This window comes from Stappia sp. P2PMeth1, assembly GCF_900185735.1.
Taxonomy (GTDB): domain Bacteria; phylum Pseudomonadota; class Alphaproteobacteria; order Rhizobiales; family Stappiaceae; genus Stappia.
Map to the genome: position 1 here is coordinate 319437 of NZ_FYAW01000019.1, position 20257 is coordinate 339693.

The following is a 20257-nucleotide window of genomic DNA, read 5'->3' on the forward strand; positions in this document are numbered from 1 at the left end:
CATGAGCTTTGCACGCAAACTTGCACGTCGGGCGCTCGGGATTCGGCTCGACACCGTTCCGGCCGACGCAGTGCATATCGGCCGACGCGCCTTTGCCGACACCGTTGGCGTGGCGCTGGCCGGGGCCGACGCGCCCTATCTCGATGCGCTGGAGGAGACGCTGGCGATCGATGCCGCGCCGGGCACGGTCACGCTCTGGGGCCGGGCGGGACGCCGCGCCTCGGTGCTGCATGCCGCAATGATCAACGGCACCGCCGCCCATGCGCTGGATTTCGACGATTGCTCCACCACCATGGGCGGGCACCCCTCGGCCCCGGTCGTACCTGTGGTGCTCGGCCTTGCCGAAGTCCAGGGCGCAACGGCCGGCCGGGCGCTGGAAGCCTGGATCACCGGCGTCGAGGTGGAAACCCGGCTGGCGCGCGGGCTGTTGCCGCATCACTATGAAAAGGGCTGGCACCCGACCGCGACACTGGGCGTCTTCGGCGCAACGGCCGCGGCAGCACGGATGCTCGACCTCGACGAGGAGCAGATGGCCATGGCACTGGCCATCGCGGTCTCGATGGCCTCGGGGCTGAAATCCAACTTCGGCACCCCGGTCAAGCCGATGCATGTCGGCCACGCCGCGTATAACGGCATCATGGCGGCGCTTGTCGCCCAGCGGGGAATGACGGCCAATCCGGATGCCTTCGAACATCAGTATGGCTTCTTCAACCTGTTCAACGGGGCAGGCACCTATGACGCAGACGCCATCCTGAACGGATGGGACGGTCCGCTCGAAGTGCTGTCGCCCGGCATCGCGATCAAGCAGCACCCCTGCTGCGGCAGTGCGCATTCGGCCATCGACGCAGCGTTGCGGATCGTTGCCCGCGAAGGCCTGCTTGCCGCAGACCAGATTGCCAGGATAGAGATCCGCACCCATGAGCGCCGTCTGGCGCATACCAACCGAAGCGCCCCCCGCTCGGGTCTCGACGCCAAGTTCAGCGTGCAGTTCCTGACTGCCAAGGCGCTGACCGCCGGTCGCATCCGTCTGGCCGATTTCGATGACGCGACTTTCCTCACCGCCGATCTGGCGCCGCTCCTGCCGCATGTCACCGCGACCGGCCATCGGGAGGCAGACGCCTATCTGGGATGCGTCGAAGTGGTGATGAAGGATGGACGCACGTTCAACGACAGCGCCTCGACCAATTTCGGGCGCGGACCGATGAACCCGATGTCGGACGCCGAGGTGACCGACAAGTTCATCGATTGTGCGCAGGCGAAACTTGGCACGGCTGCGGCCGAAACTGTCTGCGCGACATTCCTCGCGCTTGAGACGGACAGCCTGCTTGGCCCGCTTCTGGCGCGGCTCTCCGGCAAGGGAGCATAACGGGATGCTGACGGTGTTTGGACGGTGCAACTCCTCGAACAGCGCCAAGGTGTTCTGGCTGTTGGATGAATTGGGGCAGGACTATCGTCTGGTGCCCACCGGCCGCGGCTTCGGCCCCACTGACACGCCGGAGTTTCTGGCGATGAACCCCTTCGGCAAGGTGCCTGTGGTGCGGGATGGCGATACCGTGGTCTGGGAATCCAACGCAGTGCTGCGCTATCTGGCCGGTCGGCAGCCGACCCTGCTCTGGCCGCAGGAGACCGGGGCCCGTAGCAGGGTCGATGGTTGGATGGACTGGGCCTCGATCTCGTTCACTCCGGTCATGACCCGCCTGCGCAAGGCCCGGGCAGCCGGCAAAACAGAGGATGCAGACCTGCCGGCGGTCAAAGCGGCGGTCGCCGCACTGGACAGTTGGCTGGCTGATCACCGCTTTCTGGCGGGGGACCAGTTGTCGCTCGCCGATATAACGGCGGCCCCATCGGTTCACCGCTGGTTCCTGTTGCCCGAAAGCGGCGCCGAGTTCCCGCATCTGCGTGCCTATGCCCAACGGCTGGGGACAAACCCCCACTATCAGCGCCATATTCGCGATGCGCTGAGTTGACCTGCCGGCCCAAGACGGCTTCCCACGATGCAGTCGCGGCAAGCCCTGCTCATGCTGAAGCGCAACGGGGATCTGACCGGGGCGCGCAGCAAAACGCGCAACGACGGTCCGTCCGGACACGTTCCTGACCGCCGTCCGCCCAGATCACTTGCGCAGTCGGCGGGCAATCTCGCGGCGCTCCCAATCCGGGCCGAAGAACGTGGAGATCTGGAAGGCGGACAGGCCATGCGCCGCCAGCCCAATCCCCCACCCGATTGCCGGAAAGACCACCCACAGGAATCCCGGCGAGACCCACAGATTGATGACGAGAAGCAGGAACATCACCAGCGCATAGCGAATGGCATGCAGATAAAACGCCTTGATGTCCCTGACATGGTCCTCGACTGCGGGAGCGATGGGGCTGGTTGAAGAGAGGGCTTCGGGCATGTCGTCGTCCTTTCTGAGTGCGGCGAAATCGACATCGAGAGCAGCAGCCAGGCACTTCAAGGTCTCGGGCGTTACCTTCGCACCGCGCTCGAGGCGCTGGATGGTGCGGGCACTCACGCCAGCCATATCGGCGAGCTGTTCCTGGCTCAGGCCTTTTTCGAGACGGTATTTGCGGATGACCATGAAAAGCCTGCGGTGATGTCCGATACCGAACCCATGCCCTAACGGCCGTCATTCCACCACGACAGCAGCACGACTTCAACACGCCACGGTGGCGACAAATCGTGCTGATCGGCCCGGCGCCAGGCGTGCACCCACGGCATTGCGAAATAATCCCACGGCTTCTTTGGCGAGCGCTTTTGCCGGGCAAGCAAGGTCGATGTCGTCGGATGATTTCCTGCTGCGCCCTGCGCACGCGCATCCGCCACGCGGGACTGCGCCGAGCCCCGCGTGCGGTCGATGTTTCCAGATGATCTGTTTCGGCTCCCGCCGCCTTGTTACTGCGTGCGTTCGAGCACCTTGCGCAGGGTGCCGATCAACTGGCCGATCTCCGCCTCGCCGATGGAGAGCGGCGGCGACATGGCAATGACGTCGCCGGTGACGCGGATCATGCAGCCTTCCTGGAAGCAGGCCGTGAACACGTCATAGGCGCGGGCGCCCGGCGCGCCGGGGCGCGAGGCGAGTTCGATGCCGCCGATCAGGCCGAGATTGCGGATGTCGACAACATGCGGCGCGTCCTTCAGCCCGTGCAGCGCCTCTTCCCAGGCCGGAGCAATGGCGGCGGCGCGGGTCAGCAGCCCGTCGCGCTCGTAGATGTCGAGCGTCGCAAGACCCGCGGCGCAGGCGATCGGATGACCCGAATAGGTGTAGCCGTGGAACAGTTCGATCGTGCCTTCCGGCCCGTTCATGAAGGCGTCGTGGATGCGGTCGGTGGTGAAGACCGCGCCCATCGGCACCGCACCGTTGGTCAGGCCCTTGGCGGTGGTGAAGATGTCCGGCATGACGCCGAAGAACTGCGAGGCGAAGGGCGTGCCGAGACGGCCGAACCCGGTGATCACCTCGTCGAAGATCAGCAGAATGCCGTGCTTGTCGCAGATCTCGCGCAGGCGCTGCAGATAGCCCTTCGGCGGCACCAGCACGCCGGTGGAGCCGGCGACCGGCTCCACGATGACGGCGGCGATCGTCTCGGCGCCGTGCAGGCCGACAAGGCGCTCAAGATCGTCGGCAAGATGCGCGCCCCATTCCGGCTGGCCGCGCGAGAAGGCGTTGTGCTCCGGCGCATGGGTGTGCGGCAGATGGTCGACGCCGGTCAGCAGCGTGCCGAAATGGCGGCGGTTGTTGACGAGGCCGCCGACGGAGATGCCGCCGAAGCCGACGCCGTGATAGCCGCGCTCGCGGCCGATCAGGCGGGTGCGCGAGCCCTCGCCGCGCGCCCGGTGCCAGGCCAGCGCGATCTTCAGCGCTGTGTCGACGGATTCGGAGCCCGAGCCAGTGAAGAAGACATGCTCGAAGCCGTCCGGGGCGAGTTCCTTCAGCCGCTCGGCGAATTCGAACGCCAGCGGATGGCCCATCTGGAAGGAGGGCGCGTAGTCCATCTCGAGCAGTTGGCGGTGCACCGCATCGGCGATCTCGGCGTGACCGTGGCCGGCATTGCAGCACCACAGGCCGGCAGTACCGTCGAGGATCTCGCGCCCGTCATCGCTGGTGTAGTGCAGGCCCTTGGCGCCGACCAGCATGCGCGGCGAAGCCTTGAACTGGCGGTTGGCGGTAAAGGGCATCCAATAGGCATCGAGCTTGCGGTTGCTCTTGCCCCGGGGCGTATCGTCCAGCATGTCCATGGCGGCCTCTCCGGCGGTTTTTGTCAATCTGTAGCCTGCGCTCTTTTTCCATCCTGAAACAGTCTGTTTCTTGATTTTTGCAAGCCATTGTTTCTACTAAGGAAGATAGGAGAGCGTTGAGGATCGTAAACATGTCTAACGGCAGGCCCAACGGCAGCGACGCGGAACTCGACATCGGCGGCCGGCTGCGGGCGTTGCGCGCCGCGCATGGGCTGTCGCAGCGCACGCTGGCGAAGCGGGCCGGTGTCACCAATGCAACGATCTCGCTGATCGAGTCCGGTCGCATGAACCCGTCCGTCGGCGCGCTGAAACGGGTGCTCGACGGCATCCCGGTCAGCCTCACCGATTTCTTCGCCTTCGAGCCTGGCGCCGAGCGGCAGGTGTTCTTCCAGGGCGAGGAGCTCAAGGAGATCGGCAAGGGGCGAATCTCCTATCGCCAGGTCGGCGGCAATCTGTTCGGCCGGCGGCTGCAGATCCTGCACGAGCGCTACGAACCGGGCGCCGATACCGGGCGGGCACCGCTCTCCCACGACGGCGAGGAAGGCGGCGTGGTGATCTCCGGCCGGCTGGAAGTGACGGTCGGAGATCAGCGCAAGATCCTGGGGGCGGGCGATGCCTACGCCTTCGACAGCACTGTGCCGCACCGCTTCCGCGCAGTCGGGCCGGAGCCCTGCATCGTGGTCAGCGCCTGCACGCCGCCGAGCTTCTGACAGTCTTCGGGGGCGGGGTCAGCGGCCGGTCGCCGGCGCCGGTGTGGAGGCCGGAACCGTCAGCGGAGCACGCCCATAGCGGGCCAGCACCGCCAGCAGGTCCTTCACTGGCAGCGCCCGGCAGACGTGACCGGCGGGCTTTGCCGTCGGCGCGTCCTCGGCTGCCAGCATGGCGTTGAGCACCGCCTCGTCCACCGCCTCGACGGCGGCCAGATAGACCGGATCGAGCAGCTCGTCGTTGAGCGTGCGCATGTCACGCCAGGGCCCGGAAAGCTGCGGCAGGTCCATGCGGTTGGCGGTGCTGAACGCCAGGAAGATATCGCCGGAACTGTTGCCGCCGGGCGTGCCGCCGCGGCCGATGCCAAGAGCGGCACGGCGGGCGAGACGCTCCAGTTGCGAGGGGCCGAGCGGCAGGTCGGTGGCGATGACGGCGATGATCGAGCCGCGCTCGCTGGGCATCTCGGCAATGCGGTCGCGCTCGAGATGGCGGCCGACCGGAGCGCCGAGCACGGTGAGCCAGGGCCGGTGGCCATGGTTGGCCTGGACCAGAACGCCGAGGGTGAAGTCCTCACCCGCCACCGCGAGGCGGCGCGAGGATGTGCCGGTGCCGCCCTTGAACTCGTAGCAGATCATGCCGGCCCCGCCGCCGACATTGCCTTCCGCCACCGGGCCGGAGACGGCCGCTCCGATCGCCGCCAGAACGTCGTCCTCGCCGACATGCTGGCCGTTGATGTCGCTGAGGACGCCGTCATAGGTCTCGGCGATCACCGGCATTGCCCACAGGTGGTGCCGCGCGAACGCTTCGGCATGATGAGAGAGGATCCAGCGGGTCGCCGCATGATGGGCGATGCCAACCGAATGGGTGTTGGTGATCACCAGCGGGCCGAGGAAATGGCCGGCGTCGCGCACCCAGTGGCTGCCGGTCATCTCGCCATTGCCGTTGAGCGTATATTGCCCCGCCCAGACCGGACTTGGATGCGTGTCGAAGCCGCGCGGCAGGATGGCGGTGACGCCGGTCAGCACGGGCGGCGTGCCGGAGCCGGCCGGTCGCTGCAGGGTCTTGAAGCCGACCAGGACGCCGGGCACGTCGGTGATGGCATTGAAGGGACCGCAGCAGCCGGGCAGGTCGAGGCCCAGATCGCGGGCGCGCGGCTTCAGCGGGGCGCTTCGGGCGGTCATGTCATTTTCCTCGCGATCTGAGATAGAGGCCGAGCGATGCGACGACGAAGGAGAAGACCAGCATGACAGTCGCTATCGCGTTGATTTCCGGCTTAATTCCCCGCCGCAACATGCCATAGATGAAGACCGGGAGGGTGGTCGAGTCGACTCCGGAGATGAAGTAGGTGATGACGAGATCGTCCATCGAGATGATGAAGGCGAGCAGCGCACCGCCGATCACGCCGGGCAGGATCAGCGGCAGCGTCACCTTGCGGAACGTGGTCCAGCCGTCGGCGCCGAGATCGGCCGAAGCCTCCTCCAGCGACCGATCCATGCCGGCGAGCCGGGCACTGACCACGATGAAGACATAGCTGGTCAGGAAGGTGCAGTGGCCGATGATGATGCTGACGAGGCCAAGGCTCATGCCGAAGCTGACGAAGAAGACCAGCAGGGCAATGCCGAGGACGATGTCGGGCATGATCATCGGCATGAACATCAAGGCCCGGTAGAACGAACGCAGGCGGAAGCGAAAGCGCGCCACGGCCAGCGCCACCGAGGTGCCGAAGACGGTGGCAACGAGGGTCGTGGTCAAGGCCACGATCAGGCTGTTGCGCACCGCCTTCAACAACTGATCGGTAGACTGCACATAGAGCGACAGTTCGTCGAGGCCGGTGGAGAGGCCGAAGATCGAGCGGTACCAGTCGAGGGTGAAGCCGCTCCAGATCATCATGTTGACCGGATTGGCGTTGAACGAGAAGACGACGATCAGGATGATCGGCGCGTAGATGAAGGCGAAGAAGAGAACGCCGTAGAGACCGAGAAGGCCGATCCTGTTGCGCGGTGCGGACATGGGCTCAGCTCCTTGCGCCGGAGGGAGCAGCATCGTCGTCGCGCGCCAGCAGCCGCACATAGACGACGAGCAGCAGCAGCACCGCGGCCATCACCGTCATGCCGAGAGCCGCACCGAATGGCCAGTTGCGCGCCGACAGGAACTGCTGCTCGATGAGGTTGCCGGTCATCATCACCTTCGCCCCGCCGAGCAGCGAGGGCACGACGAAATTGCCCAGACTCGGGATGAAGACGATGATCGAACCGCCGACGATGCCCGGCAGGGTGAGCGGCAGCACCACCTTGCGGAAGGTCTGGAAGCGGCTGGCACCGAGGTCCTGCGAAGCCTCGACCAGGCTAGCGTCGAGCTTTTCGACGCTGGCATAGAGCGGCAGGAACATGAAGGGGATGAACACATAGACCATGCCGATCACCACGGCGGCTTCCGTGTAGATGATCTCCAGTGGCCGCTCGACGAGGCCGAGGCCGAGCAGCGCCTGATTGACGAAGCCGGTCGGCCGCAGCAAGAGCACCCAGGCGAAAAGGCGCACCACCAGGCTGACGAAGAACGGCAGGGTGATGAGGAAGATGAAGAGGTTGCGGGCGCGTGGACCGAGCCGGCTGACCCAGAAGGCGGCCGGATAGCACAGCAGCAGGCAAAAGAACGAGGTCTGCAGCGCCAGCCATAGAGAGCGGGCGAAGATGCGCAAATACACCGGATCGAAGCTTTCGTAGCGGGTGTTGGCCCAGCCGAAGATGCGACCGAAGTTGAGATGGTAGAAGGTCCACTCGACGCCGCCATAGAGGCCGGGCTCCAACCAGCTATAGACGAACATCAGCGCCAGCGGCCCGACGAAGAACACCGCCAGGAACAGGGTCGGCGCCGCGAGCAGGAGGGCGAGCGCCGCCTGCCGGCGCAGCGCGTTGGGGCCGTGCGAGGCGGCCTGCCGCCCGGTCATGGCCGCCCCTCCAGCACATGGATCGCTGCCTGCGGCACGAAGAGCGAGACCGGGCGACCGGGGGCAAACCCCGCGCTTGCCGCGCCAATGCCGCCGCGGGCCGTCACCTTCAGCGGATCGAGCCCGGCCACGTCGACGGCAAGGCGATAGTCCGTGCCGCCGAAGAACGCCTGGGCGAGCCTGCCCGACAGGGCAAGGCCATCGTCCCGGCGGGCCGAGCCGGCGGACGCGCCACCGGTTTCGCTCGCCGCGGACAGGTCGATCGCCTCGGGCCGCACCAGCAGCGTGGCACGCGCTCCCGGCGTGAGGGAGCGGCCGGCAAGGTGCACCCGGGTTCCGTCCGCGATCTCCACCAGACTGCCCCCGGCATCGGCGGAGACGACAGTCGCGGCCAGCAGGTTGCTCTCGCCGATAAACCGGGCGACGAAGGCATTGGCCGGACGATAATAGACGTCCTCCGGCCCGCCGCATTGCTGGATCCGGCCGCCGTCGAGGACGACGATGCGGTCGGACATGGTCAGCGCCTCCTCCTGGTCGTGGGTAACGAAGATGAAGGAGATGCCGAGCTCGTGTTGCAGCAGCTTCAGCTCTTCCTGCATCTTCTGACGCAGGTTGCGATCTAGCGCGGAGAGCGGCTCGTCGAGCAGCAGCAGCTTCGGCCGGGCGACGATGGCCCGGGCAAGCGCCACCCGCTGCTGCTGGCCGCCGGAGAGCTGGCGCACCGAGCGTTCGCCGAAGCCGGACAGGCTGACGAGCTCCAGCGCCTCGCCGACACGGCGGGTCCGCTCGCGGGCCGGCACGCCGGCGACCTCCAGGCTGTAGCCGACATTGCGCGCCACGTTCATATGCGGAAACAGCGCGTAGTTCTGGAACACGGTGTTGACGGGCCGCGCATGGGCCGGCCGGCCCAGAATGGAGGCGCCGTCGATCAGGATATCCCCGGAATCGAGGTCCTCGAAGCCGCTGATGGTGCGCAGCAAAGTGGTCTTGCCGCAGCCCGAGGGCCCGAGCAAGGTGACGAATTCATTGTCGGAGACAGTCAGCGAGAGACCGTCCAGGGCGGCGACGCGCACCCCGTCGGGCGTCACGAACTGCCGGGCGGCGTCGCGGATCTCGAGAAGCGGTGGCATGCAAGCTCCCGGATGGATCGGAGGGGAACCGGAAGGATCCGGCGGCGCGAACACGCCGCCGGGGGAGGGAGACAAGGCCGCTACTGCGCCGTCTTTACCCGCGTCTACTCGCGGTTGTAGAGCTTCAGATCCTGTCCCAGATCCTCGAAGATCTCGAGTTTGTCCATCACCTCCTGCGGCGGATAGATGCTCTCGTTGCCGCGGATCGCCTCGGGGATGAGCTCCAGTGCCGGCACGTTGGGCGTGCCGTTGAGCTGCTGCGAGACATTGAGCGCGGCGATCTCCGGGCGCAGGTAGAACTCCATGAAGCGGATGGCATTCTCCTTGTTCGGCGCCGAGGCGAGCACGCACATATCCTCCTGGTACATCGTCGCCCCTTCCTTGGGGATGATGTATTTGAGGGTGTCGGGCATCTCCTGGGCGAAGATATTGGCGCCGACATACCAGTGCGCGGCGGCAACGTCGCCCGACTGGACCAGAGGGATGCTGTCATAGGTGAAGGCGCTGATATTGCCGACCCGCTCGATAATGTAGTCGGCGGCCTGGCGCACCTCGTCCTCGTCGCGCGAGTTGACGGAGTGGCCGTTCATGATCAGGCCGATGCCGAGCGTCTCGCGCAGGTCGTCGAGCAGGATGATCTTCTCGCCCTTCTCGGCCAATGCGAAGAAATCCGCCCAGCCCTCGATGCCTTCCGCCTTCTGGCGGTTGTAGACGATGCCGACGCTGCCCCACGCATAGGGCAGGCAATACTCGGCCTGTGGGTCGGTCCTGGCGCGGATGAACTGCGGGTCGATGTTCTTGAAGTCGGGATGGCTGCCGATGTCGGTCTTCGCCAGAAGGCCGAGCTGGTGCATGATGTCGTGCATGTGCACGGACGGGAAGACGATATCATAACCCGTCGCCCCGGCCTGGATCTTCGCCAGCATTTCCTCGTTGGTACCATAGGTATCGAGGCTAACCTCGACACCGAATTCCTCCTTGAACGTCTCCAGGATCTTTGGATTGATGTAATCGCCCCAGTTGTAGAGACTCAGCTTGCCCTCAGCGGCGGCCTGCTGCGGAACAACCGCAAGGACGCCCGCAGACAGCGCGATGACGGCGCCGAGCAGCGCCGTCGACGACTTGGGCTTTACGCCCGATGAGAGTTTCATTGTTCGGCTCCCCTTTTGGAAGGTGAAGGAGTGACCGGGTTTTCTTTTGTCCCGAGCCTTTTTTGTTTGACGAATGAAAGGTGCCATTTAAATTACAAAATCTGCAAATGTTATTTTTCTGTCATGAGAGGTCACCATGCGGGAAGGTTTCGCCAGCTATCCGACCGTCAGCTTCCAGGAACTGGCGGAGAAGATCGAAGCCGCCCTGCCCGGCCTGCCGACGCAGGAGGCCCGGCTTGCCCAGTTCATGCTTCTGAACCTGGACACGCTCGGGCTGGAGACCGGCCGGACCCTTGCGGCCAAGGTGGGAGTGAGCGAGGTGACGGTGGGGCGGCTGCTGCGGCGGCTGGGCTGCGACGGCATGCGCGGCCTCAAGGCGATGATGCGGGAACAGTATTCCCTGTCACCCGGCCACGGGCGACAGGCGGGGGCCGTCGCGCCGCCCCTCGGCGACCGGCTCGAGCGGGTGCTGAAGGCCGAGGTCGAGGCACTGCACAGCGTCTTCCAGCAGGCCGGCGGCCCGGCCTTCCGCACGCTGGTCGACCTGCTGGCAGGCTCGGCCGCCATCCATGTTACCGGCTTCCAGTCGGTGCGGGGCATCGCGGAGGATTTCGCAAGGCGGCTCGCCATCGCCCGCCCGGCGGTGCGCTACCTCTCCGCCCATGACGGCATGCTGGCCGAATGGCTGCCGGAGAGCGGTACCGCGCCGGACCGGGTGCCGGGCGAGACCTGTCTGCTGCTGGTCGATGTGGTGCCCTATGCGCGGGAGTCTCAGGACCTTGCCCGCATCGCCCGCGCGCAGGGGCGGCGCTGCGCCGTGGTCACCGACGAATATTGCCACTGGGCCAAGGATCTCGCCGATGCCGTGATCCATGCCCCCTCGCGCAGCGGCCTCTACCTGGAGTCGACTGTCGGCATCATCTCGGCGCTGAACCTGATCGTCGACGCGGTGGCCGAGCGGCAGGACGATGGCGGCGCCGCCCGAATCCACCAGTGGAAGCTGCTTGCCCGCGACATGCGGCTGTTCTAGCGGGGCGAAGATCGGGATCCGAAGCGCCTGCACAACCGACACAGGCCGGACGCGCGCGTCGCAACCGGTTCGGACAAAACGGAAAGCCGTGGTATCGTGCTCGGTCGGCGGGCTTTGTTCCGCCGCTCGCCTGTGCATGCAAGCCGTCTCCCCGGCAGCCCGCCTGACCTCTCATGAGCGCCAAGCCCGTCCATGATCTTCCTTCGCCTCCTTCGCTCCATTGTCCGCCGCGACAGTCTCACGGTCATCGACAGGGCCGGCCGCCGCCATCTTCTCGGCGACGGCTCGCCGCCGGTCGCGACCCTCCGGCTGTCGGCCGATGCCTCCGACTGGAAGCTGGTCCGCAACCCGGTGCTCGGCATCGGCGAGGCCTATATGGACGGCAGCCTCACGGTCGACGACGGGCGGCTCTACGAGGTGCTGGACCTTCTTGCCCGCAACTATGGCAAGGAGGCCGGTCATCCCTGGATGTCCTTGCTGGAGCGGGTCACCGCCAGGCTGAAACAGTCCAACCCGCTGGGCCGGGCGCAGAGCAATGTCGCCCATCACTACGATCTGTCGCCCGCCCTCTACGACCTCTTCCTCGATAGCGACCGGCAGTATTCCTGCGCCTATTTCCGCTCCCCTGACGACACGCTGGAGGAGGCGCAACTCGCCAAGAAGCGACATATCGCGGCGAAGCTGATGCTCGACCGGCCTGGCCTGAAGGTCCTCGACATCGGCTCGGGGTGGGGCGGCATGGCGCTTTATCTTGCCGAAGCCTATGGCGCCGAAGTGACCGGCGTGACGTTGAGCGAGGAACAGTTCGCCCATTCCCAGGCGCGCGCCGCCGCCTCGCCGACGCGGGAGCGTGTGTCGTTCCACCTCAGGGACTACCGCGAGCAGCAGGGGCCGTTCGATCGCATCGTCTCGATCGGCATGTTCGAGCATGTCGGCAAGCGGCATTACCTGGAATATTTCACGAAGCTGCGCGAGTTGCTGGCCCCGGACGGGGTCGCGCTGATCCACTCGATCGGCTACTCGGACGAGCCCGCCCCGATCAATCCCTTCATCCGCAAGTACATTTTCCCCGGCGCCGATCTGCCTTCGATGTCGGAAGTGTTCGCGGCGGTGGAGAAGACGGGGCTCTTTGCCACCGATGTCGAGATCCTGCGGCTGCATTATGCGGAAACGCTGCGCCACTGGCGCGAACGCTTCCTCGCCCACCGCGAGGAAGTGCTGAAGATCTACGACGCGCGCTTCCTGCGGATGTGGGAGTTCTATCTGGCGCTGTGCGAGGTCGGCTTCCGGCAGCGCACCAACATAGTGTTCCAGTTGCAACTGACAAAGCGGATCGACACGGTGCCGATCACCCGCGACTACATGGCCGAGGCGGAGCGCGCGGCCGAGGCGCGCGAGGCGAAACGTTAGAAGCCGAGCGCGTCCTTGAGCGCTGGAGCGCGGCCCTGCGGCGCAAGGTCGAGATCGGCCTCGATATGGTCGATATGCTCGCCAACCAGCCGTACGAGCCGATCCGCTTCACCGGCAGCCAGCGCCTCCAGAATGCCGCGATGCTCCGCATGGGCGCAACTGGAGGCATCCGAGCGACCATAGAGTGCGATGACCAGCGAGGAGCGCGCGACCAGTTCCTCCATGAAGCGGTGGAGGATGGCGTTCCCCGCGACTTCGGCCAGCAACAGGTGGAAGTCTCCCGACGCCTTGATCTCCGCCTGGCGGGCCGCCGGGCCGGGAGCGGCGATCTGGCTCGCCTCCTCGGCAATCAGTGCGGCAAAGCGCTCGAGCGCGGCGGCATCGATGCGCGCGCAAGCCTCGCGGGCAATGCCCGGTTCGATCAGCCGGCGGGAGGCAAAGATCTGGCGCGCCTCGTCGGGCGAGGGATTGGCGACGAAGGCGCCGCGGTTGCGCTCGCTGCGCACGAGCCCCTCGAAAGCGAGCATCTGCAACGCCGCGCGCACGACGGTGCGGCTGACATCGAACAGAGCGCCGACCTCGGCCTCCGACAGCTTGGTACCGGGCGCCAGCTTGCGGCCGACAATGGCCAGCCGCAGCCGGTCGCGGATGGCGCCGGCACGGTCGTCGGAAAGCTGGCCGCCGGGGGCGGCGTGGTCGTGAACAGTCATCTCATCTGATTCCCCGCAACCCTTTTAGCGCGTTTCCGCCGCCTCGCACAGGGAGCGCATACGACCCTCATCAAGATTGCATACAATCTTTTCATGTTTTGCCGACAATCGCACAGAATCTGTGCAGCGCGGCAAGATGGCGCTCCGCACCTCACAGCCAGCCTCGCAGAACCATTTGAAAAACCGTCGAAAAGCCCGGAGTTCCGCGACTGGCACGCATGATGCATTGCAGCAGCCACGCCAGAGGGGACCGCATATGAGCAAGGCCGCCGCCATCGACATTGCCTCCGTCACCAAGGTCTACGGATCGACCACGGCCGTGCATGCGATCAGCCTGAAGATCCCGGCCGGCAGCTATTGCTGCCTGCTCGGTCCCTCGGGCTGCGGCAAGAGCACGACGCTGCGGATGATCGCCGGCCACGAGAGCATTTCGGACGGCGACGTGCGGCTCGGCAACCAGGTGGTCACCGACCTGCCGCCGGCGCGCCGCGGCACCTCGATGATGTTCCAGTCCTATGCGCTGTTCCCGCATCTCGATGTCACCGACAATGTCGCCTTCAGCCTGAAGATGAAGGGCGTCGGCAAGCAGGAGCGGCGGCGGCGGGCGCTGGACATGCTCGAACTGGTGCATATGGAGCCCTATGCCGCGCGCCGGCCGGCGCAGCTTTCGGGTGGCCAGCAGCAGCGCGTGGCGCTCGCCCGCGCGCTGATCACCGATCCGCAGGCCCTGCTGCTCGACGAACCGCTGTCGGCGCTCGACCCGTTCCTGAAGGTCAAGATGCGGGCCGAGCTGAAGCGGCTGCAGGCCTCGCTCGGTATCACCTTCGTGCATGTCACCCACTCCCAGGAGGAGGCGATGGCGCTCGCCGACCTGATCGTGGTGATGAATGCCGGACGGATCGAACAGGCGGCGGCGCCGCGCAGAGTGTTCGAGCAGCCCGCCAATGCCTTCGTCGCCCGCTTCATGGGCGATCACAACGTCATCACCGGCCGCCTTTCGAGCCGCGACGAGCGCGGCGTGACCATCGCCCCGGCCGGTGGCGGGCTGTTTTCCGCCGACGGCACGCCGCCGGACGCAGATGAGGCCATCGACATTGCCGTGCGAACCGACCGGGTGCGGATCGGCCCGGCTAGCGCGCCGGGCCTCGGCTTCACCGGTGTGGTGCAGAACATCGAATATCGCGGCTCGTCGGTGAAGCTCACCGTCGCCGGAGCCGGAGTGGACGACTTCACAGCAATCGTCAGCGACGCCGATTTCTTCGCCGCGCCCGTCAAGGTCGGCGATGCGGCGCCGCTCGCGTGGAACCGGGAGGACGCCATCGTCCTCGGCCGCCTCGCTTCCTGAAAATCCAAGGCCGATCATCAAAAGAGAGGGGAACTGAAATGACGACGACACCGACCACCAAGACCGCCACCGGCGCGAGCGGCCTGTCCCGCCGCTCACTGCTGAAGACGGGTGCGGCTGCCGCCGGCCTTGTCGCCGGCAGCGGCGCCATCACCGGCTTTCCGACCATCTGGGCGCAGAACCCGATCACCCTGCGCCAGTTCGGCACCGGTGTGTCGAACCTCAACGCCATCGCCGAGAAGTGCAAGGAAGACCTCGGCATCACGCTGGAAATGACGGCGACCGATTCCGACGCCGCCGCCCAGCGCGCCGTCACCCAGCCGGACAGCTACGACATCGCCGATATCGAATACTGGATCGCCAAGAAGGTGTTCCCGGCCAGTGTGATGCAGCCGATGGAGGTCTCCCGGCTGAAATACTACGACAAGATCGTGCCGCTGTTCATCGACGGCAAGCTGACGCCGGACAGCGTCATCGCGCAAGGAACGGCGCCGCACACCGTCGGCTTCGTCGAGGGCAAGGACTCCACCACCTTCGCCAGCGGCCCGACCGACTGGCTGACCATGGTGCCGACGATCTACAACGCCGACACGCTGGGCATCCGTCCGGACCTCGTCGGTCGCGAGATCACCACCTGGGCCGACATCATGGACCCGGCCTTCAAGGGCAAGACCTCGATCCTCAACATCCCCTCCATCGGCATCATGGACGCGGCCATGATCATGGAGGCACTGGGCGAGGTCCAGTATGCCGACAAGGGCAACATGACCAAGGAGGAGATCGACAAGACCATCGAGTTCCTGATCAAGGCCAAGAAGGACGGCCAGTTCCGCGCCTTCTGGAAGTCCTTCGACGAAAGCGTCAACCTGATGGCCTCGGGCGAGGTGGTGATCCAGTCGATGTGGTCGCCGGCGGTGGCCGCCGTGCGCTCGCGTGGCATTCCCTGCGTCTACCAGCCGCTGAAGGAAGGCTACCGCGCCTGGGGCGGCGGCATCGGCCTCGCCAAGCACCTGTCGGGCGCCAAGCTCGATGCGGCGTACGAGTATATCGACTGGTACCTGTCCGGCTGGGTCGGCGCCTATCTCAACCGCCAGGGCTACTACTCCGCCGCCATGGAGACGGCGAAGGAATACATGTCCGAGGACGAGTGGGGCTTCTGGGTCGAGGGCAAGCCGGCGGCGGGCGACATCCTGTCGCCGGACGGCAGGGTGATGGAAAAGGCCGGTGCCGTGCGCGACGGCGGCTCCTTCAACGAGCGCATGGGCAAGGTCGCCTGCTGGAACTCGGTCATGGACGAGGACCGCTACATGGTCCGCCGCTGGAACGAGTTCATCGCCGCCTGAGGATGATCTCACCGCTCTCCCGGGACGCCCACCGTCCCGGGAGAGCGGCTTCCCGCACCCTGAAACCCTGCACGGAGCCGAGGCATGACCGCCGCCGCCAATCCGCCTGCCGCACACCAGGCCGCACCGGACGGGACGCCGCCCGCCCGCCGTCTCGCCCGCCTCGGCAGGGCCGCCGCCTATCTGCAGGCAGCGCCGCTGGCGCTCATCCTCGGCGCCTTCCTGCTGGCGCCACTGGCGATGATCGTCGCGGTAAGCTTCTGGGACTACGACTTCGCCCGGCTCTATCCCGATTTCGTGCTGACCAACTATATCGAGACGCTGGGTTCGGCGGTGACCTGGCGGACCTATCTCAACACGTTCAAATATGCGGTGATCGTCTGGGTGCTGACCCTCGTCATCGGCTTCTGGGTCGCCTATTTCCTCGCCTTCCACGTGCGCAGCCAGACCATGCAGATGGTGCTGTTCCTGGTCTGCACCGTGCCGTTCCTGACCTCCAACATCATCCGCATGATCTCGTGGATCCCGGTGCTCGGACGCAACGGGCTGGTCAACACGGCGCTCGTCGACCTCGGCATCGTGCCGGCCCCGGTGGAATGGCTGCTCTATTCCGATTTCGCCGTGGTGCTGGCGATGGTGCATCTCTACACGCTGTTCATGGTGACGCCGATCTTCAACACGTTGATGCGCATCGACCGCGCGCTGGTGGAGGCGGCGCGCGATGCCGGCGCCTCCAGCCTGCAGGTGCTGACCAACGTGATCCTGCCGCTGGCCAAGCCGGGCATGGCGATCGGCACGATCTTCGTGGTGACGCTGGTGATGGCCGACTTCATCACCGTCCAGGTGATGTCGGGCGGGCAGAGCGCCTCTGTCGCCCTGATGATGCGCAACCAGATGTCCTTGCTGCAATATCCGGCCGCCGCCGCCAACGCGGTGGTGCTGCTGGCCATCGTCCTGCTGCTCGTCGCCGCGATCCTGCGCGTCGTCGACATCCGCAAGGAGCTGTGAGATGAGCGAGACTCGCGGCCTCGAATTCTGGATCCTGGCGCTGTTCTTCGCGCTGTTCGTGGTGTTCCTTTACGGACCGCTGTCGGCCATCGTCATCCTGTCCTTCCAGGGACCGGATGGCGGGCTGACCTTCCCGCTCAACGGCACCTCGCTGCACTGGTTCCGCAACCTGACGGAGCGCCAGGCGGTCGGCGATTTCGGCGGCAGCTTCCGCCGCTCGCTGACGCTGGGCATCGGCGTCATGCTGGTCACCGTCGTGGTGTCGCTGCTGGCGGGCCTCGCCTTCCGCCGCCGCTTCCTCGGCGCGACGCCGCTGTTCTACCTGTCGGTCGCGAGCCTCGTGGTGCCCTCGATCATCGTCTCGCTCGGCATCGGCGTGATGTTCCAGCAGGTGGGCCTGCGCCCGGCCTGGTACAGCTCCGCCTTCGGCGCCCACCTGACCTGGACCCTACCCTTCGGCGTGCTGATCATGTTCGCCGTGTTCAACCGCTTCTCGCCCGCCTACGAGGAGGCCGCCCGCGACCTTGGCGCCAGCGCCTGGCAGACCTTCCTGCATGTGCTGCTGCCGATGATCGCGCCGATGCTGATCGGCGTCGGCCTGTTCGGCTTCACCCTGTCCTATGACGAGTTCGCGCGCTCGCTGATGACCTCGGGCACCTACAACACTCTGCCGCTGGAGATCTACGGCATGACCACCAACGTCACGACGCCGGTGCTCTACGCACTCGGCACCGTGACGACGCTGTTCTCCTTCCTCGTCATCGTGGCGACGCTCGGCGCCATCGTCTGGCTCGGCCGCCGCCGCGCCCGCGGCCAGGGCACCGCGTGACGGGCGGCAGACAATGGACCTCCTGATCGTCAATCCGAACAGCACCGCCTCGATGACCCGTACCATCGAGGCCGCAGCCAAGGCCGTCGCGGCGCCCGGCACGCGCATCATCGCCACGACCTCGCAAGGAGGCCCCGCCTCCATCGAGGGCTATTACGACGAGGCGCTGTCCGTGCCGGGGTTGCTCGCCGAAATCCGCGAGGGCGAACGGGCCGGCGCGAGGGCGGCGGTGATCGCCTGTTTCGACGATACCGGCCTCGACGCGGCGCGGGCGATGGCCCGCATTCCCGTGCTCGGCATCTGCGAGGCGGCGCTGTCGCTCGCCGCTTTCGTTGCCCGCCGGTTCACCGTGGTGACGACGGCGGAGGCCGCGCGCGTCCCGGTCGAGGATCTGGTTGCGCGCTACGGCATGACAGGCCGGGCGAGGGTGCGCGCTGCCGGCATGTCGGTGCTGTCGCTGGAGGATCCGGCCTCCGGATCCGGCGAGTTGCTGCGAGCTGAGATCCGGGCGGCACTCGCCTGCGACCACGCGGAGGCGATCGTGCTCGGCTGCGCCGGCATGGCCGACCTCGCCCGCCGCCTGTCCGCCGAGTTCGGCGTGCCGGTGATCGACGGGGTGAGCGCCGCGGTGAAACAGGCGGAGGCGCTTGCCGCGCTCGACCTGTTCACCTCCAAGCGCGGCGCCTATGCTGCCCCCTCGCCCAAGCGCTACAGCGGCGCCATGGCCTCTTTCGCTCCGATGCCGGCAGGGACCGAATGACCGAACCGACACTGCGCGCGCTTGCCCTTGATGAACTGCCTCTCCTGATCGACTGGGCCGCCGGCGAAGGCTGGAACCCCGGCCTCGACGACGCCCCGGCCTTCCATGCCGCCGATCCCGGCGGCTTTCTCGGGCTCTTCCTTGGCAACGAAATGGCGGCAGCGATTTCCGCCGTCGCCTATGGGCCAGGCTTCGGCTTCATCGGCCTCTACATCTGCCGGCCGGACCTGCGCGGCAAGGGGCTCGGGCGCCAGGTCTGGGACGCCGGCATGGCGAGGCTCGGCGAGCGCTGTATCGGCCTCGACGGCGTGCCGGCGCAGGAAGACAATTACCGTCGCATGGGCTTTGCCGTTGCCTATCGCACCTTGCGCTTTTCGGGACACGCACCCCAGGCGACTCCACCGGCCGGCACCCGTATCGTCCCGGCCGATCCCGGCGGCGCCGGCCTTGCCGCCTATGATGCCGCCATCTTCCCGGCGCCGCGAGAGGCCTTCCTGTCTGCCTGGATCTCGTCTCCGCGCATCGCGCGCATGGCCCTGCGGGACGGGCGCGTCGTCGGCTACGGCACCGCGCGAAAATGCCTTCAGGGGTGGAAGGTCGGGCCGCTCTTCGCCGACACGCTGGCGGACGGCACCGCCCTCCTTGCCGCCCTCGGCGCGGCGACGGGCGGAGAGGAGCTGCATCTCGACGTGCCCGACACGGGGCACGGCTTCGGGACCTGGTTGGAGCAGGCCGGCTTCACGCAAGGCTTCGCCACCGCCCGCATGTACCGCAACGGGCTGCCGGGCGGCGATCCATCCCGCGTTCTGGCCCGCGTTCTGGCGACAACGACGCTGGAGCTCGGCTGAGCGGCGCGGGGGCCTCAGGCGCTCGCGAAAGCCTTCATCCAGCCGAGACCCTCACTGGTCGCGCCGCGCGGGCGGTATTCCGCGCCGAAATGGCCCCGATAGCCGGCATCGCGCAAGGCCGGCAGCAGCCAGCCATAGTCGACCTCGCCCCGGTCCGGCTCGCCCCGGTCGGGGACGGCGGCGAACTGGATATGGCCGATCAGGTCCATCCAGCGCTCGGCCTGGCGCAGCAGGTCGCCGCGCATGATCTGCATATGGTAGCAGTCATACATGATGCGGATGCCCTCGCCGCCGCACTGCGAAATGATCGAAGCGGCGCTCTCGCAGTCCGACAGGAAGTAGCCCGGCACGTCGCGGGTGTTGATCGGCTCCAGCAGCAGGCGGACGCCCCTGGGGGCAGCGAGATCGCGGAAGCGGCGAAGGTTCGCGACGAAGGTGCGGCGCGCAGCCTCCCCGTCCGCCTTTCCGGCCATGACATGGATGTTGCCTGCGCCGATGGCCACCGCATAGTCGAGGGCCTGGGTGAAGGCGGCCAGCGCCTCGTCCTCGCGCCCGGCAAGGGCGGCGAGCCCGAACTCGCCCTTCGCCACGTCGCCGCGCACCGTGTTGAGCCCGAGCACCGGCAAGCCGGTCTCTTTGAGGGCGGCGGCAAGCTCGGCCGCCGGCACCTCGTAGGGCCAGTGCAGCTCGACCGCGCCGAAGCCGGCGGCGGCCGCCGCATGCACCGCCTGGGGCAACGCCAGATCGGTCCAGAGGAAGCCGAGATTGGCCGAAAGCGGCAGGGAGGTCTTGTTCACGGTCATCGCG

General features: G+C 66.6%; 20 protein-coding genes. 11 read left to right on the plus strand and 9 right to left on the minus strand.

Going from position 1 to position 20257, the window contains the following annotated elements; translation table 11 throughout:
- The first annotated feature begins 1 nt into the window (after position 1).
- Both P2PM1_RS12460 and P2PM1_RS12465 read left to right on the plus strand, forming a co-directional pair.
- Positions 2 to 1366, plus strand: coding sequence for an MmgE/PrpD family protein (locus P2PM1_RS12460; protein ID WP_186399247.1), 1365 nt, complete (start codon positions 2 to 4; stop codon positions 1364 to 1366).
- A 4-nt stretch (positions 1367 to 1370) separates the two neighbouring features.
- A complete protein-coding gene (locus P2PM1_RS12465) occupies positions 1371 to 1967 on the plus strand; it encodes a glutathione S-transferase family protein (RefSeq protein WP_186399248.1) in 597 nt (198 codons plus the stop codon).
- A gap of 144 nt (positions 1968 to 2111) precedes the next feature.
- Here P2PM1_RS12465 and P2PM1_RS12470 read toward each other — a convergent pair whose 3' ends face one another.
- Complete coding sequence (locus P2PM1_RS12470) at positions 2112 to 2576, minus strand: helix-turn-helix domain-containing protein (protein WP_186399249.1); 465 nt, start codon at positions 2574 to 2576, stop codon at positions 2112 to 2114.
- A gap of 314 nt (positions 2577 to 2890) precedes the next feature.
- Positions 2891 to 4231, minus strand: coding sequence for an aspartate aminotransferase family protein (locus P2PM1_RS12475; RefSeq protein ID WP_186388643.1), 1341 nt, complete (start codon positions 4229 to 4231; stop codon positions 2891 to 2893).
- A 131-nt stretch (positions 4232 to 4362) separates the two neighbouring features.
- On the opposite strand from P2PM1_RS12475, the gene P2PM1_RS12480 reads away from it, so the two are divergent.
- A complete protein-coding gene (locus tag P2PM1_RS12480; protein ID WP_186388642.1) occupies positions 4363 to 4941 on the plus strand; it encodes a cupin domain-containing protein in 579 nt (192 codons plus the stop codon).
- A gap of 18 nt (positions 4942 to 4959) precedes the next feature.
- Here P2PM1_RS12480 and P2PM1_RS12485 read toward each other — a convergent pair whose 3' ends face one another.
- The 5 genes from P2PM1_RS12485 to P2PM1_RS12505 form a co-directional block, all read right to left on the minus strand.
- A complete protein-coding gene (locus P2PM1_RS12485; protein WP_186388641.1) occupies positions 4960 to 6120 on the minus strand; it encodes a P1 family peptidase in 1161 nt (386 codons plus the stop codon).
- Between the two features lies 1 nt (position 6121).
- Positions 6122 to 6949, minus strand: coding sequence for an ABC transporter permease (locus P2PM1_RS12490; protein ID WP_186388640.1), 828 nt, complete (start codon positions 6947 to 6949; stop codon positions 6122 to 6124).
- A 4-nt stretch (positions 6950 to 6953) separates the two neighbouring features.
- Complete coding sequence (locus tag P2PM1_RS12495) at positions 6954 to 7886, minus strand: ABC transporter permease (RefSeq protein ID WP_186388639.1); 933 nt, start codon at positions 7884 to 7886, stop codon at positions 6954 to 6956.
- Complete coding sequence (locus P2PM1_RS12500; RefSeq protein WP_186399250.1) at positions 7883 to 9016, minus strand: ABC transporter ATP-binding protein; 1134 nt, start codon at positions 9014 to 9016, stop codon at positions 7883 to 7885. The genes P2PM1_RS12495 and P2PM1_RS12500 overlap by 4 nt, the downstream gene beginning before the upstream one ends.
- A gap of 104 nt (positions 9017 to 9120) precedes the next feature.
- Complete coding sequence (locus P2PM1_RS12505; protein WP_186399251.1) at positions 9121 to 10167, minus strand: PotD/PotF family extracellular solute-binding protein; 1047 nt, start codon at positions 10165 to 10167, stop codon at positions 9121 to 9123.
- 136 nt (positions 10168 to 10303) lie between these two features.
- Between P2PM1_RS12505 and P2PM1_RS12510 the strand changes: the two genes are divergently transcribed.
- Positions 10304 to 11197, plus strand: coding sequence for a MurR/RpiR family transcriptional regulator (locus tag P2PM1_RS12510; RefSeq protein ID WP_186399252.1), 894 nt, complete (start codon positions 10304 to 10306; stop codon positions 11195 to 11197).
- 192 nt (positions 11198 to 11389) lie between these two features.
- A complete protein-coding gene (locus tag P2PM1_RS12515; RefSeq protein WP_186399253.1) occupies positions 11390 to 12607 on the plus strand; it encodes a cyclopropane-fatty-acyl-phospholipid synthase family protein in 1218 nt (405 codons plus the stop codon).
- Here the strand turns inward: P2PM1_RS12515 and P2PM1_RS12520 are convergent.
- Positions 12604 to 13317, minus strand: coding sequence for a GntR family transcriptional regulator (locus tag P2PM1_RS12520; protein ID WP_186399254.1), 714 nt, complete (start codon positions 13315 to 13317; stop codon positions 12604 to 12606). The genes P2PM1_RS12515 and P2PM1_RS12520 overlap by 4 nt on opposite strands.
- A gap of 256 nt (positions 13318 to 13573) precedes the next feature.
- On the opposite strand from P2PM1_RS12520, the gene P2PM1_RS12525 reads away from it, so the two are divergent.
- The 6 genes from P2PM1_RS12525 (at position 13574) to P2PM1_RS12550 (ending at position 19450) form a co-directional block, all read left to right on the plus strand.
- On the plus strand, positions 13574 to 14662 hold the full coding sequence (locus tag P2PM1_RS12525) for an ABC transporter ATP-binding protein (protein ID WP_186399255.1): 1089 nt from the start codon (positions 13574 to 13576) through the stop codon (positions 14660 to 14662).
- Between the two features lie 38 nt (positions 14663 to 14700).
- Entirely contained in the window at positions 14701 to 16005 is a 1305-nt protein-coding gene (locus tag P2PM1_RS12530; protein WP_186399256.1) for a PotD/PotF family extracellular solute-binding protein, read from the plus strand.
- An 84-nt stretch (positions 16006 to 16089) separates the two neighbouring features.
- Positions 16090 to 17013, plus strand: a complete 924-nt coding sequence (locus tag P2PM1_RS12535) for an ABC transporter permease (protein WP_186399257.1) — start codon at positions 16090 to 16092, stop codon at positions 17011 to 17013.
- Position 17014: 1 nt separating this feature from the next.
- On the plus strand, positions 17015 to 17842 hold the full coding sequence (locus P2PM1_RS12540; protein ID WP_186388632.1) for an ABC transporter permease: 828 nt from the start codon (positions 17015 to 17017) through the stop codon (positions 17840 to 17842).
- Between the two features lie 13 nt (positions 17843 to 17855).
- Entirely contained in the window at positions 17856 to 18602 is a 747-nt protein-coding gene (locus P2PM1_RS12545) for an aspartate/glutamate racemase family protein (protein WP_186399258.1), read from the plus strand.
- Positions 18599 to 19450 carry a GNAT family N-acetyltransferase gene (locus P2PM1_RS12550; protein WP_186399259.1) on the plus strand — a complete coding sequence of 284 codons (852 nt, stop codon included), beginning with the start codon at positions 18599 to 18601 and terminating at the stop codon, positions 19448 to 19450. The genes P2PM1_RS12545 and P2PM1_RS12550 overlap by 4 nt, the downstream gene beginning before the upstream one ends.
- Before the next feature lie 14 nt (positions 19451 to 19464).
- Here P2PM1_RS12550 and P2PM1_RS12555 read toward each other — a convergent pair whose 3' ends face one another.
- Entirely contained in the window at positions 19465 to 20253 is a 789-nt protein-coding gene (locus P2PM1_RS12555) for a hydroxypyruvate isomerase family protein (protein ID WP_208985263.1), read from the minus strand.
- Positions 20254 to 20257 lie beyond the last annotated feature (4 nt).

Excerpts from the sequence above, each read along its gene's own strand:
- P2PM1_RS12470 (WP_186399249.1), bottom strand. The coding sequence starts at position 2,576 with ATGGTCATCCGCAAATACCGTCTCGAAAAAGGCCTGAGCCAGGAACAG.
- P2PM1_RS12480 (WP_186388642.1), top strand. The coding sequence starts at position 4,363 with ATGTCTAACGGCAGGCCCAACGGCAGCGACGCGGAACTCGACATCGGC.
- P2PM1_RS12540 (WP_186388632.1), top strand. The coding sequence starts at position 17,015 with ATGAGCGAGACTCGCGGCCTCGAATTCTGGATCCTGGCGCTGTTCTTC.
- P2PM1_RS12525 (WP_186399255.1), top strand. The coding sequence starts at position 13,574 with ATGAGCAAGGCCGCCGCCATCGACATTGCCTCCGTCACCAAGGTCTAC.
- P2PM1_RS12465 (WP_186399248.1), top strand. The coding sequence starts at position 1,371 with ATGCTGACGGTGTTTGGACGGTGCAACTCCTCGAACAGCGCCAAGGTG.
- P2PM1_RS12520 (WP_186399254.1), bottom strand. The coding sequence starts at position 13,317 with ATGACTGTTCACGACCACGCCGCCCCCGGCGGCCAGCTTTCCGACGAC.
- P2PM1_RS12505 (WP_186399251.1), bottom strand. The coding sequence starts at position 10,167 with ATGAAACTCTCATCGGGCGTAAAGCCCAAGTCGTCGACGGCGCTGCTC.
- P2PM1_RS12545 (WP_186399258.1), top strand. The coding sequence starts at position 17,856 with ATGGACCTCCTGATCGTCAATCCGAACAGCACCGCCTCGATGACCCGT.
- P2PM1_RS12460 (WP_186399247.1), top strand. The coding sequence starts at position 2 with ATGAGCTTTGCACGCAAACTTGCACGTCGGGCGCTCGGGATTCGGCTC.
- P2PM1_RS12495 (WP_186388639.1), bottom strand. The coding sequence starts at position 7,886 with ATGACCGGGCGGCAGGCCGCCTCGCACGGCCCCAACGCGCTGCGCCGG.
- P2PM1_RS12535 (WP_186399257.1), top strand. The coding sequence starts at position 16,090 with ATGACCGCCGCCGCCAATCCGCCTGCCGCACACCAGGCCGCACCGGAC.
- P2PM1_RS12510 (WP_186399252.1), top strand. The coding sequence starts at position 10,304 with ATGCGGGAAGGTTTCGCCAGCTATCCGACCGTCAGCTTCCAGGAACTG.
- P2PM1_RS12550 (WP_186399259.1), top strand. The coding sequence starts at position 18,599 with ATGACCGAACCGACACTGCGCGCGCTTGCCCTTGATGAACTGCCTCTC.
- P2PM1_RS12485 (WP_186388641.1), bottom strand. The coding sequence starts at position 6,120 with ATGACCGCCCGAAGCGCCCCGCTGAAGCCGCGCGCCCGCGATCTGGGC.
- P2PM1_RS12530 (WP_186399256.1), top strand. The coding sequence starts at position 14,701 with ATGACGACGACACCGACCACCAAGACCGCCACCGGCGCGAGCGGCCTG.
- P2PM1_RS12490 (WP_186388640.1), bottom strand. The coding sequence starts at position 6,949 with ATGTCCGCACCGCGCAACAGGATCGGCCTTCTCGGTCTCTACGGCGTT.
- P2PM1_RS12475 (WP_186388643.1), bottom strand. The coding sequence starts at position 4,231 with ATGGACATGCTGGACGATACGCCCCGGGGCAAGAGCAACCGCAAGCTC.
- P2PM1_RS12515 (WP_186399253.1), top strand. The coding sequence starts at position 11,390 with ATGATCTTCCTTCGCCTCCTTCGCTCCATTGTCCGCCGCGACAGTCTC.
- P2PM1_RS12500 (WP_186399250.1), bottom strand. The coding sequence starts at position 9,016 with ATGCCACCGCTTCTCGAGATCCGCGACGCCGCCCGGCAGTTCGTGACG.
- P2PM1_RS12555 (WP_208985263.1), bottom strand. The coding sequence starts at position 20,253 with ATGACCGTGAACAAGACCTCCCTGCCGCTTTCGGCCAATCTCGGCTTC.